This is a genomic window from Phycicoccus sp. Root101 (assembly GCF_001426245.1).
Lineage (GTDB): Bacteria > Actinomycetota > Actinomycetes > Actinomycetales > Dermatophilaceae > Pedococcus.
In genome coordinates this window covers 187987-204528 of sequence record NZ_LMCM01000007.1, presented here as the reverse complement: position 1 = coordinate 204528, position 16542 = coordinate 187987, and the positions used below count along the sequence as shown (strand labels likewise).

Genomic DNA, 16542 nt, shown 5'->3' with positions numbered 1-16542 from the left:
CGGTCAGCGGAAGGTGCGCAGGCGCAGGCTGTTCGTGACGACGAAGACCGACGACAGCGCCATCGCCCCACCCGCGAACATCGGGCTGAGCAGTCCGGCAGCCGCCAACGGGATCGCGGCGACGTTGTAGGCGAACGCCCAGAAGAGGTTGCCGCGGATCGTCGACAACGTCCGCCGGGCCAGGCGGATCGCGTCGGCGGCGACCCGCAGGTCTCCCCGCACGAGGGTGAGGTCGCTCGCCTCGATCGCCACGTCGGTACCGGTACCCATCGCCAGCCCGAGGTCGGCCTGGGCCAGGGCAGCCGCGTCGTTGACGCCGTCGCCGACCATGGCCACGACGCGACCCTGGTCCTGCAACCCCCTGACGACCTCGACCTTGTCCTGGGGCAGGACCTCGGCGTGCACGTCGTCGATGCCGACCAGCTCGGCGACGTGCCTGGCCGCGCCCTCGTTGTCGCCGGTGAGCAGGACCGGGGTGAGCCCGAGCCGGCGCAGCTCGGCCACCGCTTCGACCGAACCCTCCTTGACGGTGTCGGCGACCGTGACCACTCCCCGGGCCCGGCCGTCCCAGGCGACGACGACCGCCGTCGCCCCCCGGGCGTGGGCCGCGGCCAGGGCGTCGGTGAGCTCGGTGGGCACCGCCACCGACCAGTCGGCCAGCAGCCGCGGACGGCCCACGAGGACCACCCGGCCCTCGACCTGGCCCCGGACCCCGAGCCCCTGCTCGTTGGCGAAGTCCTCGACGCCGGGCAACGCCCCGCCCGTCGCGTCGAGGACCTGCCGGGCCGCGGCGGCCACGGCTCGTGCCACCGGGTGCTCGGAGGCGTCCTCGAGCGCGCCGGCCAGGCGCAGCACCTCGGCTGCGTCCTCGCCGGTCGCGGGAACGACCTCGTCGAGCGTCATGCGCCCGGTGGTCACGGTGCCCGTCTTGTCGAGCACGACCGTGTCGACGCGACGGGTGGACTCCAGCACCTCGGGTCCCTTGATGAGGATGCCGAGCTGGGCGCCGCGGCCCGTGCCGACCATGAGGGCGGTCGGCGTCGCCAGCCCGAGGGCGCACGGGCAGGCGATGATGAGGACGGCGACCGCGGCCGTGAAGGCAGCGCTCCACCCCGCCCCGGTCCCCACCCAGAAACCCAGTGTCGCGACGGCCAGCACGATGACGACCGGGACGAACACCCCGGACACCCGGTCGGCGAGCCGCTGCACCTGGGCCTTGCCGTTCTGGGCGTCCTCGACGAGACGAGCCATCTGGGCCAGCTGGGTGTCGGCACCGACGCGGGTCGCCCGGACGACGAGCCGTCCGCCGGCGTTGACGGTGGCGCCGACCACGCGGCTGCCCGGCCCGACCTCCACGGGTACGGACTCGCCGGTGACCATCGACGCGTCGACGGCGGAGGTGCCCTCCTCGACCTCGCCGTCGGTGGCGACCTTCTCGCCGGGGCGCACGACGAACCGCGTCCCGACCACGAGCTCCGACACCGGGACCCGCACCTCGGTGGCCGCCTGGCCCTGACCGCGGAGCACCGAGACGTCCTTGGCGCCCATCTCCAGCAGCGCCCGCAGGGCAGCGCCGGAGCGACGCTTGGCGCGCGCCTCCGCATACCGTCCGGCGAGGAGGAACGCGGTCACACCCGCCGCCGCCTCGAGGTAGATGTTGCCCGCGCCGTCGGTGCGTTCGATGGCGAAGCTGAACGGGTGCGTCATGCCCGGCTCGCCCGCGGTCCCGAGGAACAACGCGTACAGCGACCACCCGAACGCGGCCATCGTCCCGACCGAGACGAGGGTGTCCATCGTGGTCGCGCCGTGACGCAGGTTGGTCCAGGCCGCGCGGTGGAAGGGGAGCCCGCCCCACACGACGACGGGGGCAGCGAGCACGAGGGAGGCCCACTGCCAGTAGCGGAACTGCCACGCCGGCACCATCGCCAGCGCGACGACCGGCACCGCCAGGAGCACCGACACGAGCAGGCGTTGCCTCAGCGCCGCGGTCGGATCGACGTCGGGGTGTGGCGGGTCGCCCGCCTCGGCCCCGACCGTCGGCTCCGGGGGGAGCTCGGCGGTGTAGCCGGTCTTCTCGACGGTGGCGACGAGGTCGGCCGCGGTGACGGTGTCGGGGAAGGTGACCCTGGCCTTCTCGGTGCTGTAGTTGACGGTGGCCGTGACGCCGTCGATCTTGTTGAGCTTCTTCTCGATCCGCGTCGCGCAGGAGGCGCACGTCATACCGCCGATGACGAGGTCGACGGCGCTCGTGGGGGCGTTGGTCGTGTCGGTCACGGTGTCGCTCCTGCGGCGTCGAGGGTGAAGGCGGCGGTGTGGACGGCGCCAGCGACCTTGAAGTCAAGGAACATCCGGTAGCGGCCCGGCCCGGGTGCCTCGACCTGGAAGCCGAGCGCGGCAGCGCCACCGGCCACCGGGGTGGGGTCGGTGGACGCGTGGGCGTGCGCGTAGGCGAGGTCGCCCTCGCGCAGCACCACGAGGTGCCCACAGGCACCCAGGTACGGCTCGAGCGCGAGCGTCCCACCGGCGGTCCGCGCGATCGTGAAGGCCACCGGCTGGCTCCTGCCCGGGGAGAGGTTGCCCACGGTCCGCAGCGTGAAGTCGCCCACCGAGGTCGTCGGGGCCGGCTCGGGGAGGGCCACCGGTGCGTAGCGGCCGGGGACGGCGAGGTCGGTGCCCAGCACGAGGCCGGGGGTGACGCCCGCGGGGTCGAAGTCGGCGAGCAGGCGCCACTGTCCCGGCCGGCTCAGGTCGACGGTGACCGACCAGGTGCCGTCGGCCGCCATCGTCGGGTGCACGTGCTGGAACCCGGACAGGTCGCGGCGCACGACGATGAGGTGGAGCTGCTTCTCGTGCGCGGTGGTGAAGTGGGTGACCGGCTGCCCATCGGGGCCGAGGATCCGGAAGGTCACCCGGGCGTTCGTGGTGGGCGCGACGGTCGTGGCATCCGGGACGAGGCGGTACCCCCGGTCGGTGGCGCTCAACCCGACCGGCGTCACCGCGGTCGTCGACGAGCCGTGTTCGCTGCCATGGTCGTCGGTCCCGTGGTCGCCCGCCATGTCGGCGTGGGCCGCCGGCGCGGTGGCGGTGTCGAACGGGCCGACGAGGCGACCGGTGCCCAGTGCCGCCGCGAACACGATCGCGAGTCCCGCGCCGAACGCGCCGACCCGGGTCGCCGTGTTCACTGCGCCAGGCTGTAGTCGCCCGCCTCGTCGAGGGCGGACGTCACCTCAGCCGGGGTGAGCTCGCGGTCGGCCGCGACCGTCACTGCGGACGTCCCGCCGGCGACGAGGGCGACCTGCACGTCGTTGACCCCGTCGAGGGCCTTGAGCTCCTCGGTGACGGCGCTGGCGCAGTGGCCGCAGGTCATGCCGACGACGTCGAAGGTCTGGGTGCTCATGGGGTTCTCCTCGGGATCGGGATGGGGTGGGGATGGGCGGCGCGGGGCCGCGCTGGGGTCAGGAGCGGACGAGGCGGGCGATGGCGTCGGACGCCTCGCGCACCTTCTCCTGCGCCTCCGGCCCGCCCTTCCTGGCGGCGTCGACGACGCAGTGCGACAGGTGCTCCTCGAGCAGCTCGAGCGAGAACGACTGCAGCGCCTTCGTGGCCGCCGACACCTGGGTGAGGATGTCGATGCAGTACTGGTCCTCCTCGACCATGCGCTGGAGCCCTCGGACCTGTCCCTCGATGCGGCGCAACCGCTTGAGGTGGTTCGCCTTCTCGGAGTGGTAGCCCGGGTGACCGTCGCTCATGCTCATGCCCCACACCATACCCCCCTATGGTATCTCTGCAACGGGCCACATGCTCCCACGGGCTCGGTCCGACACGACGAAACGCCGGTTGCGGGGCAATCCGCGGGACGACAACCCGAGGTGTGCCGCGCAACCGGCGTTTCGCGGAAGCGTGGGTGGTGCGTGGCCGGGACTCAGCGCATGGGGTCGAACGGGCGGAGCTGGTCGACCTGCTTGCCGGTGACCATGGCCTGGGCGAGCAGGCGGCCGGTGACCGGGCCCAGGGTGATGCCCCACATGCCGTGGCCGCCGGCGGCGAAGACGCGCGGCGACTTGGTGGCGCCGATGAGCGGCAGGCCGTCGACGGTGCAGGGGCGCGAGCCGACCCACTCGTCCTGGCGGTCGTCGAGGTTGGCGCCGCGCAGCAGCGGGCGGGCAGCGTCGGCGATGGCCTGGATGCGGCGCTGGTCGAGGGCGGCCTCGGGCTTGCGGAACTCCATCATCCCCGCGACGCGCAGGCGGTCGCCGATGGGCGTGCAGGCGACGCGCTGGGCCGGGAAGTAGACCGGGCCGTTGGGAACGTGGTCGATCTCGACGGAGAAGGAGTACCCGCGGCCGGCCTGGACGACGTTCTTGACGCCGAACTTGCGGGCGAGCTTGCCGAGCCACGCGCCGGTCGCCAGGACCGCTGCGTCGAACTCCTCGACCGAGCCCTCGGCCGTCGTCACGACGACGCCGTTGCCCGTGTCGCGGATGTCGGCGACCGTGGCGGCGTCCATGATCTTGCCGCCGCGGGCCCGCACCGAGTCGGCGAGCGCGTGGACGTAGGAACCGGGGTCGACGAAGCGCTGGCCCTTGAGCAGGATGGCCGCGCCGATCTCGTCGGAGAGGCTTGGCTCGATGGCACGGGCCTGGTCGCCGGTGAGCGCCTCGAACTCGATGGCCTGACCCGCTGCGTGGATGTGCTCGATCTCCTCGAGCAGGGTCACCCGCTCGGCCTCGGTGCGGTACGACGCGAGGAAGGACTTCGCCTCGCGGGTGTCGGCCTGCACGCCGCCGGCCTTGAGCAGGTCGAAGCTCTCCAGCGACAGGTCGTTGACAGGCACGAGCGAGCCCATGGCCTTCTTCCAGGCCTTCATCGTCGAGTTCTTCGTGAAGCCGGTGACGAACTTGAGGAACTTGGGGTCGGCGCTCGGCGGCACGTAGACCGGCGAGGACGGCGACAGGACGGCGCGGATGCCGTACTTGAGGACCGCGGGCTCGGGCAGCGGCGTCGCGATGCCCGGCGTCAGCCAGCCGGCGTTGCCCCACGACGACCCGGCGGCAACACCCTCGCGGTCGAGGACGGTCACCTCCACGCCGTGCTCCTGGAGGAACCAGGCGGTGGACAGGCCGACCATGCCCGCGCCGACGACGGCGACGCGCTGGGGGACGGGGAGACCGGCTGCGGTGACGGGGCGAGAGGAGGCCATGCATCGATGCTCGTGCCGGCGGGGTGCCCTCGCACTGGGTGGGCGGCACAGATCCTTGGGCCGATCTTGTGCTGCGGGTACAACGGCATGGGACAGTGGAGGCGTGCTCAGCATCGCCGACCTCACCGCCACGCTGGCCGGTCTCCTCACCCTGGGGGTCGACCCCTCCCATGGCGAGGTGGACGACCTCACCATCGCCGAGCCCGGGCACGGGGTCGTCGGCCAGCCCGGCGACCTGGTGCTCGGCGTGGGGGTCGAGACGGTGGAGGCGGCGGTCGCGCTGGTCGACGCCGCGTCGGCGGCCGGGGCGGGCGGCCTCGTCCTGCGCCGCAACCTCGCCGCCCGCCGTCAGGTCCGTGACCGGGCGCGGCGTGCCGGCCTGGCGCTCGTGGGGCTGGCCGAGCAGGCGTCGTGGGCGCACGTCGTGTGGTTGCTCCGGGGCGTCATCGACCGGGCCTCGACCACTGCGGGCGACCGCCGCGGGGACGCGCCGGTGCAGGACGACCTCTTCGCACTCGCCGACGCCGCCGCGGCCCTGGTCGACGCCCCCGTGACCATCGAGGACGCCCAGTCCCGGGTCCTGGCCTACTCCTCGCGCCAGGACATGACCGACCCCGCCCGCGTCTCCACGATCGTCGGGCGCCGGGTGCCCGACGAGGTGCTGGCGAGCCTGCGGGCCCGCGGTGTCTTCCGCCGGCTCGCCCGCTCGGACGAGCCCGTCTTCGTGCCTGCCGACCCGAACGGACTGCTGCCCCGGCTCGTCGTGCCCGTCCGTGCCGGTGGTGAGTGGTTGGGGTCGATCTGGGCCGTGGTCGAGGAGCGCCCCCCGGCCGACCTCGTCGCCGAGCTGGTCCAGACGTCGTCGGTGGTCGCCCTCCACCTCCTGCGCCTGCGGGCGCAGGCGGACCTCTCCCGTCGGGTCGCGGCCGACCGCCTGCGCGGCGTCCTGTCCGGCAGCACCGTGGGCGCCGACTCGTGGCTGCCTCCGGGTCCGTGGCGGGTGGTCTGCCTCGGCGGTGAGGGCGGCGCTGCGCGCCTGCTCGACCTCTGGGAGTCGGTGTCCCGTCGGCACGCCTGGAACCAGCCGCTGCTCGCCGACCTCGACGGCCGGGCGTATGCCGTGGTGCGCGACAGCGAGGACCCCCTGCTGCCGGGGACCTGGGGGTGGCTCACGGCCGTGGTCGACCGGGCCCGGGGGGAGTCCCTGGAGCTGACGGCCCGAGCGGGTAGGGCGGCGCATGCCGTCGCGGAGCTCGAGCGCTCCAAGGCCGAGGCCCTGGAGGTCGAGCGAGTCGTCGGTTCCTCGACCGACGCGGCCACGGCGTCGACGGTCCACGAGGACGTCTGGGCCCGGGTGACCGTGGCCCGGGCCTGCGCGTCGCTGAGGGACGGCGACGTCCTCGGGCCGCTCGCGATGCTCGCGGACCATGACCGTGAGCACTCCAGCGACCACCTGCTGACGCTCGCCGCCTGGCTGGACCACCCGGGGGCGCCGGGACGCGCCGCCCGGTCGATCCACGTGCACCCCAACACGCTGCGCTACCGGATGAACCGCATCGCCGACCTCGCCGGGCTCGACCTCGACGACCCGGTCGTGCGGCTGGCCCTGCGGCTGCAGCTGTCCGCCCTGCTCGAGGCGCCTTCGTCGGCCTGACCGGGTCGGTCAGTCCTCGACCCAGTGGTTGTCGTGGTGGCGCATGAACTCGTCCCGCTCGGCCTCGGTCATCGTCTCGCCGGCCGCGACCCGGGCCAGGCCCTCGAAGTAGGCCTCGCGCGGGGCTCCGGGCGCGAAGTGCAGCAGCATCGACGCCTCGGCGCCGGACTCGTTCCGGAAGCCGTGCAACCCACCCGCCCGGACGTGGAGGTAGTCGCCGGGGCGGGTGACCCGCCAGGCGGTCCCGTCGTAGATCGTCACCTCGCCGGAGAGGATGTAGAAGGACTCGGTCAGGGTGCGGTGGAAGTGGGCGCCGGGTCCGCTGCGCCCGGGCGCGAACTCCCAGCGGTACAGCCCGAAGAGCCCGCCGGTCGACGCCCCCGTCGAGAGGTAGTGCACGCGGTTGCCGTTGGGGTAGGTCAGCTCCGGCCCGGAGTCCGTCGCGCGCACGGTCGCACTGACCTCACCGGTCTCGCCGTCGTAGAGCGGGGGTGGGTAGCTCATGCCCGCCATCCTCACCGCGTGCCGCGCGACGCGGCAAGGGGTTTCGCTGCTCAGGCGCCGACGGTGCTGGGCAGGCGGTGGAGCGAGTCGACGAGCGGAGCGAGCTCGGGCACCTCGGCGGCCGACTCCAGGGCCTGCTCGAGCACCCGGTGGTGCGTCGGCCGGGCGTCGTCCAACAGGGCGGACCCGGCCGGGGTGAGCTCGGTGTAGATCCCCCGTCGGTCGTCGGCGCACAGAATGCGCGTGATCAGCCCGCGGTCCTCGAGGCGGTTGACGAGGCGGGTGGTGGCGCTGTTGGACAGTGCTGCGGCTCGGGCCAGCTGCGACATCCGCATGTGCCACCCGTCCTGGCGCGACAGCGCGTCGAGCACGGTGAACTCCACGACGGACAGCGCGTGCGTCGTGGTCAGCTCCCGCTCCAGGGCGCCCTCGATGTGGCCGTGCAGGGCGGCCAGCGTGCGCCAGCCCTGGGCGCGGACCTCGACGGCGTCGTCGGCGATTCCCATGCGTCCATCGTAACCCGCTTTTGCAATAACGCGCGTGTGCAACTAACTTGGTGCATGCGCTGGTAGTTGCACACGCGGCATACCAGTCCGCGATGTCAGCACCGCCATGGCTCGCTCCCTCCCCGACCCGAAGGACCCGCACCCATGCCCATCGCCCTCCTGGCCCTCGCCCTCGGCGGCTTCGGCATCGGACTCACCGAGTTCGTCATCGCCGGGCTGCTCCCGCAGGTGGCAACCGACTTCGCCGTCGACGAGGCCACCGCCGGCTGGCTCATCTCCGGCTACGCCCTGTCCGTCGCGGTCGGCGCGATCGGCCTCACCGCCGCCGTCACCCGCTTCAACCGCAAGCACGTGCTCACCGCCCTGATGGTGCTGTTCATCGCCGGCAACCTCGTCTCCGCGCTCGCGGGAACCTACGAGGTGATGCTGCTCGGCCGCATCCTGGCCGCCCTGACCCACGGCGCCTTCTTCGGCATCGGTGCGGTCGTCGCCGCCGGTCTCGTCGTGCCGGAGAAGAAGGCCGGTGCGATCGCGATGATGTTCGCGGGGCTGACGACCGCCAACGTCCTGGGCGTCCCGCTCGGCACCCTGCTCGGACAGCAGCTGGGGTGGCGCTCGACGTTCTGGGCCATCACCGTGATCGGTGTCATCGCCCTGGTCGGCATGGCGACGCTGGTCCCGTCCCAGCCGGTCTCCGCCGACGAGCCCGGCCTGCGCCACGAGCTCGGGGCATTCCGGTCCGGGCAGGTCTGGCTGTCGCTGCTCGTGACCGTCCTCGGGTTCGGTGGGATGTTCGGGGCGTTCACCTACATCGCCTACACGCTCACGCAGGTCAGCGGGTTCGCCTCGGCGACCGTGCCGTGGTTGCTGGTCCTGTTCGGGCTGGGGCTGTTCGCCGGCAACTGGGCCGGTGGCCGCGCGGCCGACAGGTCGGTCCCGGTCACCCTCACCGTGGTGCTCGGGGCGCTCGCCCTCGTCATGGGCGTGTTCGCCGCGACCGCGTCGTCCCCGGTCATGGCCGTGGTCAGCCTGGTGCTCATGGGCACGTTCGGGTTCGCCACCGTCCCGGGGCTGCAGATGCGGATCATGACGTATGCCGGCTCGGCACCGACCCTGGCCAGCGGGGCCAACATCGCGGCCTTCAACGTGGGGAACGCCGCCGGTGCCTGGCTGGGCGGCGTGACCATCACCGCAGGGCTGGGCTACACCTCCACCCTCTGGGACGGGGCGGCCCTGACCGTCGGAGCGCTCGTGGTGCTCGTCGCTGCCGAGCACCTGGCGCGCAGGACCCGTCGCCGCGGTGCCGGCCTGCACCGCGGGACCGGCGAGCAGGGCGCGACGGCTCAGGCGCCGTGCACCGTCGCCAGCAGCGCGGCGTAACGCTCCAGGACCGCGGCTCCTTCGTCACCGGCCGGCGGCTCGAGCGTCGTCTCGTACCGGACCTCCCAGGCGGGGGGACGCTCCCCACCCGCGAGCACCCACGCAGCCTGACAGGCGGCGCCGAGGCCGACGTACTCGCCCGGCTCGGGGATGGCCACCGGCACCCCGAACAGGCCGGGGGCCACCGCCCGGACGGCGCCGGAGGCCGAGGCGCCACCGATCAGCACGATGCGCTCGACCGGCAGGCCGAGCCTGCGCACGTCGGACACCCCGGCGACGAGGTTGGCGAGCATGCCCTCGACAGCGGCCCGGGCGAGGTTCTCGGGGGTGGCGTTCGAGCGGGTCAGACCGGCCAGGGTGCCGGTGGCGTCCGGGAGGCTCGGGCTGCGCTCGCCGTCGAGGTACGGCAGCAGGGTCAGGCCCCCCGCCCCCGGCTCGGCGGCGAGGGCAAGCCGATCCAGGCCCTGCAGGTCGGTGTCGAGCAGCTGGGCGGCGGCCGTGAGCACCCGGGCCGCGTTGAGCGTGGCCATCAGGGGCAGGTGGCCGCCCGAGGCGCTCGCGAAGGAGGCGATGAGCCCGTTGGGGTCGGCCACCGGCCGGTCGGCGTCCGCGAAGACCGCTCCGCTCGTGCCGAGCGACACCACGACGTCACCCGTGCGCAGGCCCAGGCCCAGGGCCGCGCCGGCGTTGTCGCCCGTGCCGGGACCGACCACCATCCCGCTGTCGGTGCGACCCGCGACCTCGTGCGGACCCAGCACCGCCGGGACACCGAAGACCCGTCCGAGGGCGAGCTCCTGCAGGTCGGACAGGTACGAGTCGGAGGTGCTGGAGAAGTAGCCGGTGCCGGACGCGTCCCCGCGGTCGGTGGTGTAGCGCTCGAAACCGTTGCCCTGCTTGAGGATCTGGGCGGTCAGCCAGTCGTGCGGGAGGACGACGTCGTGGACGCGTGCGGCGTTCTCCGGTTCGTTGTCGGCCAGCCAGCGGACCTTGGTCACGGTGAAGCTGGGCACCAGGGCCAAGCCGGTGCGTCGCACCCACTCCTGCGCCCCGCCCAGCTCGTCGGTGAGGTCTCGAGCAGCCTGGGCCGAGCGGGTGTCGTTCCACAGCAACGCATCTCGCACCACTGCCCCCGACTCGTCGAGTGCGCACATGCCGTGCTGCTGACCCCCGACGGCGATCGCCGCCACGTCGTCCAGCAGCCCGTCGGCCGTGGCGGCCGTGAAGGCCTCCCACCACCGGTCGGGGTGGATGGAGGTCCCGTCCGGGTGGGGTGCACGCCCGGAGCGGACGATTTCCCCGGTCGCGGCGTCGCAGACGACGACCTTGGTGGACTGCGTCGAGGAGTCGACCCCGGCGACGAGGGTGCGTCCGCCGTCAGCCACGCGGGCCACCTGCGGCCTCGGCGGGGTCGGCGGCGGACCGGGCCGTCGGCCGCGGGTCGATGACCGACTTGATGGCACCCGCGGTGTCGCGGGCGGCGGTCAGGGCGGCAGCGGTGTCCTCGAGCGCGAACCTGCCGGTGACGAGGCGTTCGAGGTCCACCTGCCCGGAGGCTGCCAAGGCGATGGCGGTCGGCCAGGTGCCGGCGTAGCGGAACGTCCCGGTCACGACGAGCTCGCGCTCCTGGATCGTCGACAGCGGCAGGGTGATCTCGTCGCCGCCCATGCCGACGAGGACCGCACGGCCCGCGGGGGCCAGGGCGCGGATGCCGTCCGCCGTGGCGCCGGGGTGCCCCGAGCACTCGAGCAGGACCTCGGGAGCCGGCCCCGCGGCATACCCGTCGGCGACGGACTCCGACCCCGAGCTGATGGTGCGGGTGGCACCCAGCTGCCTCGCGACCGCGAGGCGGTCCGGGTTGAGGTCGGCGACGACGATCTCGCTCGCGCCGGACGCCCTGGCCACCTGGACGCAGACCAGGCCGATCGGGCCGGCCCCGGTGACCAGGACGCGGGAACCCGGACCGACCCCGCCCTTGTGGCAGGCCCAGACGCCGACGGACAGCGGTTCGAGCAGGGCGGCGGCCTCGTCGCTCACGCTGTCCGGGACAGGGTGGGCGAAGGCGTGGTGGATCGCCACCAGCTCCGCCAGCGACCCGTCGACCGGGGGAGTGGCGTGGAAGACCATGTCGGGGCACAGGTTGTAGCGCCCGGCGAGGCACTGCTCGCACGCCCGGCACGGCACCCCGGGCTCGAGGGAGACCCGCTGGCCGACCCGTGAGGGGTCCACGTCGGCACCGACCGCCTCGACCACACCGGACGTCTCGTGGCCGAGGACGAGCGGTGACTCCACGACGAACCGCCCGATCCGGCCGTGGTCGAAGTAGTGGGTGTCGGACCCGCAGACGCCGACCGCGTGGACGCGCACCAGGACCTCGTCCGCCGCAGGGGTCGGGTCGGGTCGCTGCACCACCTCGACCACGCCGGGACGGTTGAGGACGGCAGCACGCATCAGGAGTTCTCCAACGTCGGTTCGAGGGTGTCGAGACAGGTCACGCGGTGGGAACCGGTCGGGCGTCGTCGCCCGCTCGGGCCTCCAGCGTTGCCCGTGCGCCGACGTCGTGCAAGCGTTCCAGCGCAGCGGTGTACGCCGTGGCGAAGCGTTCGTCCTCGGCGAGGTCCCCGAACAGGTCGCGGTCCCGGATGAACGCCAGCGGGTCCTCGCCCTGTCTCGCGGCCGCGGCCATGACGCGGTCCTTGAGCCGGTCCACGACCTCGATCGGCTTCCCCTGCTCGTCGCGCCCCTCGGCGTACCTCGCCCACGACGCCACCACGAGCGCGGACCTCTCGATTACGCCGCCGTCGCGCAGGTTCGCCCGGATGACCGGCACGAGCCACTTCGGTATGCGGTCGGAGGACTCCGCGCAGAGCCTCGCCAGCGTGTCGCGCACCTCGGGGTTGGCGAACCGCGCGACGAGCTCGTGGCGGTAGGCGTCGAGGTCGACGTCGGGCACCGGCGGCAGGGTCGGGCTGCCCTCGCGCTCCATGTAGGCGAGCAGGAAGCCGGCGAACAACGGGTCCTGGCAGACCTCGTGGGCGTAGCGGTAGCCGGCGAGGTGGCCGAGGTAGCACAGCGCCTGGTGGCTGGCGTTGAGCAGCCGCAGCTTCATCAGCTCGTACGGCACGACGTCCTCGACCATCTGCACGCCGGCGTCCTCGAACGGGGGACGCCCCTGCCCGAACCGGTCCTCGAGCGCCCACTGGGTGAAGGGCTCGCACACGACGGGCCAGTCGTCCTGGACGCCGAACTCCTCGCGCAGCCGCTCGATGTCCTCGGGAGCGGTGACCGGCGTGATCCGGTCGACCATGCAGTTGGGGAAAGCGACCTCGGTCTCCATCCAGTCGGCGAGGCCCGGGTCCTTGAGCCGCGCGAACGCGCAGATCATCCGCCGGGCCACGTCGCCGTTGTCGGGGAGGTTGTCGCAGCTCATCACGGTGAACGGCGCGCGCCCCTCGTCCCGGCGCCGGGCGAGGGCAGCCGTGAGGTAGCCGAAGACCGTGCTGGGGACGGCGCCGTCGACCAGGTCGGCCTGGATCGACGGGTCATCGGCGTCGAACTCCCCCGTCACCTGGTTGACGAGGTAGCCGCCCTCCGTGATGGTCAGCGACACGATGCGGGTGCGTTCGTCGACGAGCCGGTCGACCACGGCCTGCGGGTCGTCGGGGGCGAACAGGAGCTCCACCACCGACCCGATGACCCGGGGCTCGCGCCGACCGTCCGGGTGCTTGACGACGAGCGTGTAGAGGCCGTCCTGGGCCTTGAGCGTGTCGATGATGCGGCGGTCGTGGGGGAGCGCCCCAACCCCGCACAACCCCCAGTCCAGGGCCTCGCCGTCGTTCATCAGGGCGTCGAGGTACATCGCCTGGTGGGCGCGGTGGAACCCGCCCACGCCGAAGTGGACGATGCCCGCCGTCACCTGCGACCGGTCGTAGGCCGGGCGGGCCACCCGGGGGTCCAGCTCGCCGAGGTGGGCCTCGGCGAGCCGGACGGGCGTGGTCCCCATTACTTGACGGCCCCCATCGACAGGCCCTGCACGAGCTTGTCCTGCGCGGCGAACCCGGCGGCCAGCACCGGGAGCGACACCACGAACGACGCTGCGCAGACCTTGGCGAGGAACAGGCCCTGACTGGTCACGAACCCAGTCAAGAACACCGGCGCCGTTCCCGCCACCGTGCTGGTCAGCACGCGGGCCAGGAGCAGCTCGTTCCAGCTGAAGATGAAGCAGATCAGTGCTGCCGAGGCGATCCCCGGCATGACCACCGGGGCGACGATGTCCTTGAGCGTCCGGGTGAGGGACGCCCCGTCGACCGAGGCCGCCTCGAGCATCTCCACCGGCACCTCGGCGAGGAACGAGCGCAGCATCCAGATCGCGATCGGCAGGTTCATCGAGGTGTAGAGCAGGATCAGCCACCAGATGTTGTCGAGCAGGCCCACCTTCTGCGCGAAGAGGTAGAGCGGGAGGATGCCGGCCACGATCGGCAGCATCTTGGTGGAGAGGAAGAAGAACAGCACGTCCGTCCACTTCTTCACCGGACGGATCGACAGGGCGTAGGCCGCCGGGAAGGCGAGCAGGAGCACCAGCGCCGTCGACAGGATGCTCGCCGTGAGGGAGTTGAGCAGGGGCGGCCAGGGTCCTGCGTCGAAGAAGGAGCGGTAACCGTCGAGGGACAACGGCGCGAACACGTCAGGGGGGTTCTTGGCGGCGTCGTTCTCGTTGTGGAACGACGTGAGGATCATCCACAGGACGGGGAGGGCGAACAGGAACCCGATCACCCAGGCTGCGCCGGACAGCAGGATCCCGGAGCGTGGCGGCTTCGCGTGCCGGACCTCGGTATGGCGCGGAGTGCCGGAGGACGTCCCCGCGTCCGAGGTCCCGGTGCTCGAGGTGGTGGTGCTCATCAGGACTCCTCCTTGAACAGGCTGAACGCGGTGCGCAGGGCTGCGGTCGCGATGAGGATCGTGCCGATCACCACGACGACGCCGGCCGCGGAGGCCCGTCCGTAGTCCTGGGCGGTGTAGAAGGTCTGGTAGATGAAGTACGGCAGGTTGGCCGTGCCCAGACCACCGCTGGTGATGGTGAAGACGTGGTCGAAGTTCTGCACCACGTAGATGGCGCCGAGCAGACCCGACAGCTCGATGTACTGGCGCAGGTGCGGCAGGGTCATCGAGCGGAAGATCTGCCAGGCTCCCGCGCCGTCGATGCGGGCGGCCTCGACGACGTCCAGCGGCCGGCTCTGCAGGCCGGCGAGCAGGATGAGCATCATGAACGGCGTCCACTGCCAGACGAGCGCCGCGATGATCGCGATGAGCGGGTTGTTGGTGATCCAGTCCGGCTGGGGGGCGTTGTCCCCGAACACCGTCTTGAGCAGCCCGTTGAACAGTCCGTACTCCGGGTTGTAGAGCGCGTGCTTCCACAGCAGTGCCGCGGCCACGGGGACGATGAGGAACGGCGTGATCATCATCGTGCGGACGATGCCCTGGCCCCGGAACTTGCGGTCCAGCAGGAGCGCGATGCCGAGTCCCAGCACCAGGCTGACCAGTACGACGGAGACGGTGAGCAGGATCGTGACGAACACGGCCTGGCGCGTGTTGGTGTCGGTGAAGACGCGGGCGAAGTTGTCGAACCCGGTGAAGCCGCGCTCGTCCGGGTAGTAGGCGTTCCAGTTCATGAACGAGATGACCAGGGTCGCCACGAAGGGCAGCTGCGTCATGACGATCACGAAGATCAGGGCCGGCAGCAGGGGCGCCCTGCGCGCCCAGTCGCCCGAACGGCGCAGGGCCTTGCTGGGCTCGGGGTTGCGGACCTGCTCGGTCGGCGGTCTCGTTGCGGTGCTCGACGACATCACTGCCCCCTCGACTGGTAGCGCTCGGCGACGTCCTCGGCGAGCTGTTGGCCCTTGTCGAGGGCCTCGTTGACGGTGGTCTTTCCGGCGATCGCCGAGCTCACGTCCTGGCTGACCTGCGTGCCGAGGTCCGGGAACTCGGGGATGTCGACGAACTGGATCCCGATCGCCGGTCGCGGCTGGGCTCCCGGGTTCTCCGGGTCGGCGGCCTCGATGGCGGACCTGGTCGGCTCGGCGAAGGCCGACGCGACCTTGAGGTAGTCGGCGTTCTCGTAGGTGGAGGCCCGCTTGCCGGCAGGCACCTTGGTCCAGCCGAGCTGGGAGCCCACGAGCTCCTCGTACTCCTTGCTGCTCGCCCAGGAGATGAACTTCCAGGCGTTGTCCTTCTTGGTGCTGGCCTGCTGGATGGACCACGACCAGGCGTAGAGCCACCCGGCGCTGTCGGTCTTGACCACGGGGGCGGGGGCGTAGCCGAACTTGCCCTTGGTGGGCGAGTCGTCCGCCTCGAGTGAGCCGGCGGCCGAGGTGGCGTCGTACCACATGGCCACGTTGCCCTGGACGAGGTTGTTGAGGCACTCGGTGAAGCCCGCCTGCGGCGCGCCCTTCTCCCCATGGGCGCGGACGAGGTCGACGTAGAACTGGACGGCCTGCTTGAACTCGGGGGAGCTCACACCGGGGGTCCAGTTCTTCTCGAACCACGTCCCGCCGAAGGTGTTGACCACCGTGGTCAGGGGAGCGAAGATCTGGCCCCAGCCGGGCTGCCCGCGCAGGCAGATGCCCTTCATGCCGGGCTCGGCGCCGTCGACCTTGGCGGCGATGTCGGCGACCTCCTGCCAGGTCGGTTTCGCCGGCATGGTGATGCCCTTCTTCTCCAGCACGTCCTTGCGGTACATGAGGAAGGACGACTCGCCGTAGAAGGGCTCGCCGTAGACCTTGCCGTCGCTGGACAACGAGGTGGTCATCGGCTTGAGGATGTCGCCCTGGTCGAAGGCCGTGTCCTTGGCGAGGTACTCGTCCAGGGGCGCGATCCACTTGGCCTTGGCGTAGATCGGGATCTCGAAGTTGCTCAGGGAGGCGACGTCGTACTGGCCGGCCTGGCTGGAGAACTCCTGGCTGATCTTGTCGCGGACGTCGTTCTCGGGGAGCACGGTGTAGTTGACCCGGATCCCGGTCTTCTTCGTGAAGTTCTCGGCGGTGAGCTTCTGCAGGTCGACCATCTGCGGGTTGTTGACCATCAGCACGTTGATGCTGTCCGCCCCACCGCCGCCGACTCCGCCGCCGCCCCACCCGGCACACGCCGAGAGGCTGAGGGCCAGGCCGATCGCTGATGCGACCAGCGCGGCCCGGGAGTTTCGACTACGCACGCGTCCTCCTCCGTCGCCTTTGACGGCTCTCGTTTGACTCGCGCTCATATGAGCGCGATGATGCCCAAACGAGTACCTTGAGTAAATCGACGCA

At 71.9% G+C, this 16542-nt stretch carries 15 protein-coding genes; 2 read left to right on the top strand and 13 right to left on the bottom strand.

From position 1 onward, the window contains the following. Positions 1–3: 3 nt before the first annotated feature. The 5 genes from ASC58_RS11630 to ASC58_RS11610 all read right to left on the bottom strand — a co-directional run bounded on the left by ASC58_RS11630 (position 4) and on the right by ASC58_RS11610 (position 5200). On the bottom strand, positions 4–2220 hold the full coding sequence (locus ASC58_RS11630; protein WP_157598488.1) for a cation-translocating P-type ATPase: 2217 nt from the start codon (positions 2218–2220) through the stop codon (positions 4–6). 50 nt (positions 2221–2270) lie between these two features. After that, entirely contained in the window at positions 2271–3182 is a 912-nt protein-coding gene (locus tag ASC58_RS11625; protein ID WP_056919403.1) for a hypothetical protein, read from the bottom strand. Further along, positions 3179–3397: a heavy-metal-associated domain-containing protein gene (locus ASC58_RS11620; RefSeq protein WP_056916191.1), complete on the bottom strand. Its 219-nt coding sequence runs from the start codon at positions 3395–3397 to the stop codon at positions 3179–3181. Before ASC58_RS11620 ends, ASC58_RS11625 begins: the two co-directional genes overlap by 4 nt. 58 nt (positions 3398–3455) lie before the next feature. Then, positions 3456–3749: a metal-sensitive transcriptional regulator gene (locus ASC58_RS11615; RefSeq protein ID WP_304438306.1), complete on the bottom strand. Its 294-nt coding sequence runs from the start codon at positions 3747–3749 to the stop codon at positions 3456–3458. Positions 3750–3922: 173 nt separating this feature from the next. Next, a complete protein-coding gene (locus ASC58_RS11610) occupies positions 3923–5200 on the bottom strand; it encodes an FAD-binding oxidoreductase (protein ID WP_056916193.1) in 1278 nt (425 codons plus the stop codon). 103 nt (positions 5201–5303) lie between these two features. On the opposite strand from ASC58_RS11610, the gene ASC58_RS11605 reads away from it, so the two are divergent. Further along, positions 5304–6854, top strand: a complete 1551-nt coding sequence (locus ASC58_RS11605) for a CdaR family transcriptional regulator (RefSeq protein ID WP_056919402.1) — start codon at positions 5304–5306, stop codon at positions 6852–6854. A gap of 9 nt (positions 6855–6863) precedes the next feature. Here the strand turns inward: ASC58_RS11605 and ASC58_RS11600 are convergent, their stop codons facing one another. Then, positions 6864–7358, bottom strand: coding sequence for a cupin domain-containing protein (locus ASC58_RS11600; RefSeq protein ID WP_056919401.1), 495 nt, complete (start codon positions 7356–7358; stop codon positions 6864–6866). A gap of 50 nt (positions 7359–7408) precedes the next feature. Further along, positions 7409–7864, bottom strand: coding sequence for a MarR family winged helix-turn-helix transcriptional regulator (locus ASC58_RS11595; protein WP_056916196.1), 456 nt, complete (start codon positions 7862–7864; stop codon positions 7409–7411). 144 nt (positions 7865–8008) lie between these two features. Here ASC58_RS11595 and ASC58_RS11590 point away from each other — a divergent pair, with 144 nt between their 5' ends. Beyond that, on the top strand, positions 8009–9244 hold the full coding sequence (locus ASC58_RS11590) for an MFS transporter (protein WP_082553229.1): 1236 nt from the start codon (positions 8009–8011) through the stop codon (positions 9242–9244). Here the strand turns inward: ASC58_RS11590 and ASC58_RS11585 are convergent. From ASC58_RS11585 to ASC58_RS11560, 6 genes are read right to left on the bottom strand one after another with little or no spacing between them, the layout of a single operon-like run. After that, positions 9208–10626, bottom strand: coding sequence for a xylulokinase (locus ASC58_RS11585; RefSeq protein WP_056919400.1), 1419 nt, complete (start codon positions 10624–10626; stop codon positions 9208–9210). The genes ASC58_RS11590 and ASC58_RS11585 overlap by 37 nt on opposite strands. After that, on the bottom strand, positions 10619–11692 hold the full coding sequence (locus ASC58_RS11580; protein ID WP_056919399.1) for an NAD(P)-dependent alcohol dehydrogenase: 1074 nt from the start codon (positions 11690–11692) through the stop codon (positions 10619–10621). Before ASC58_RS11580 ends, ASC58_RS11585 begins: the two co-directional genes overlap by 8 nt. A gap of 40 nt (positions 11693–11732) precedes the next feature. After that, positions 11733–13244, bottom strand: coding sequence for a mannitol dehydrogenase family protein (locus ASC58_RS11575; RefSeq protein ID WP_056919398.1), 1512 nt, complete (start codon positions 13242–13244; stop codon positions 11733–11735). Next, positions 13244–14140, bottom strand: a complete 897-nt coding sequence (locus tag ASC58_RS11570; protein WP_082553228.1) for a carbohydrate ABC transporter permease — start codon at positions 14138–14140, stop codon at positions 13244–13246. The genes ASC58_RS11575 and ASC58_RS11570 overlap by 1 nt, the downstream gene beginning before the upstream one ends. Beyond that, complete coding sequence (locus ASC58_RS11565) at positions 14140–15084, bottom strand: carbohydrate ABC transporter permease (protein WP_056916200.1); 945 nt, start codon at positions 15082–15084, stop codon at positions 14140–14142. The genes ASC58_RS11570 and ASC58_RS11565 overlap by 1 nt, the downstream gene beginning before the upstream one ends. Further along, positions 15084–16448: a sugar ABC transporter substrate-binding protein gene (locus tag ASC58_RS11560; RefSeq protein ID WP_056919397.1), complete on the bottom strand. Its 1365-nt coding sequence runs from the start codon at positions 16446–16448 to the stop codon at positions 15084–15086. Before ASC58_RS11560 ends, ASC58_RS11565 begins: the two co-directional genes overlap by 1 nt. Positions 16449–16542 lie beyond the last annotated feature (94 nt).

What these genes read in the sequence shown, in the direction of transcription:
- ASC58_RS11630 (WP_157598488.1), bottom strand. Translation starts at nt 2,220, where the DNA reads ATGACGTGCGCCTCCTGCGCGACGCGGATCGAGAAGAAGCTCAACAAG.
- ASC58_RS11595 (WP_056916196.1), bottom strand. Translation starts at nt 7,864, where the DNA reads ATGGGAATCGCCGACGACGCCGTCGAGGTCCGCGCCCAGGGCTGGCGC.
- ASC58_RS11570 (WP_082553228.1), bottom strand. Translation starts at nt 14,140, where the DNA reads ATGAGCACCACCACCTCGAGCACCGGGACCTCGGACGCGGGGACGTCC.
- ASC58_RS11580 (WP_056919399.1), bottom strand. Translation starts at nt 11,692, where the DNA reads ATGCGTGCTGCCGTCCTCAACCGTCCCGGCGTGGTCGAGGTGGTGCAG.
- ASC58_RS11575 (WP_056919398.1), bottom strand. Translation starts at nt 13,244, where the DNA reads ATGGGGACCACGCCCGTCCGGCTCGCCGAGGCCCACCTCGGCGAGCTG.
- ASC58_RS11610 (WP_056916193.1), bottom strand. Translation starts at nt 5,200, where the DNA reads ATGGCCTCCTCTCGCCCCGTCACCGCAGCCGGTCTCCCCGTCCCCCAG.
- ASC58_RS11600 (WP_056919401.1), bottom strand. Translation starts at nt 7,358, where the DNA reads ATGAGCTACCCACCCCCGCTCTACGACGGCGAGACCGGTGAGGTCAGT.
- ASC58_RS11620 (WP_056916191.1), bottom strand. Translation starts at nt 3,397, where the DNA reads ATGAGCACCCAGACCTTCGACGTCGTCGGCATGACCTGCGGCCACTGC.
- ASC58_RS11565 (WP_056916200.1), bottom strand. Translation starts at nt 15,084, where the DNA reads ATGTCGTCGAGCACCGCAACGAGACCGCCGACCGAGCAGGTCCGCAAC.
- ASC58_RS11590 (WP_082553229.1), top strand. Translation starts at nt 8,009, where the DNA reads ATGCCCATCGCCCTCCTGGCCCTCGCCCTCGGCGGCTTCGGCATCGGA.
- ASC58_RS11615 (WP_304438306.1), bottom strand. Translation starts at nt 3,749, where the DNA reads ATGAGCGACGGTCACCCGGGCTACCACTCCGAGAAGGCGAACCACCTC.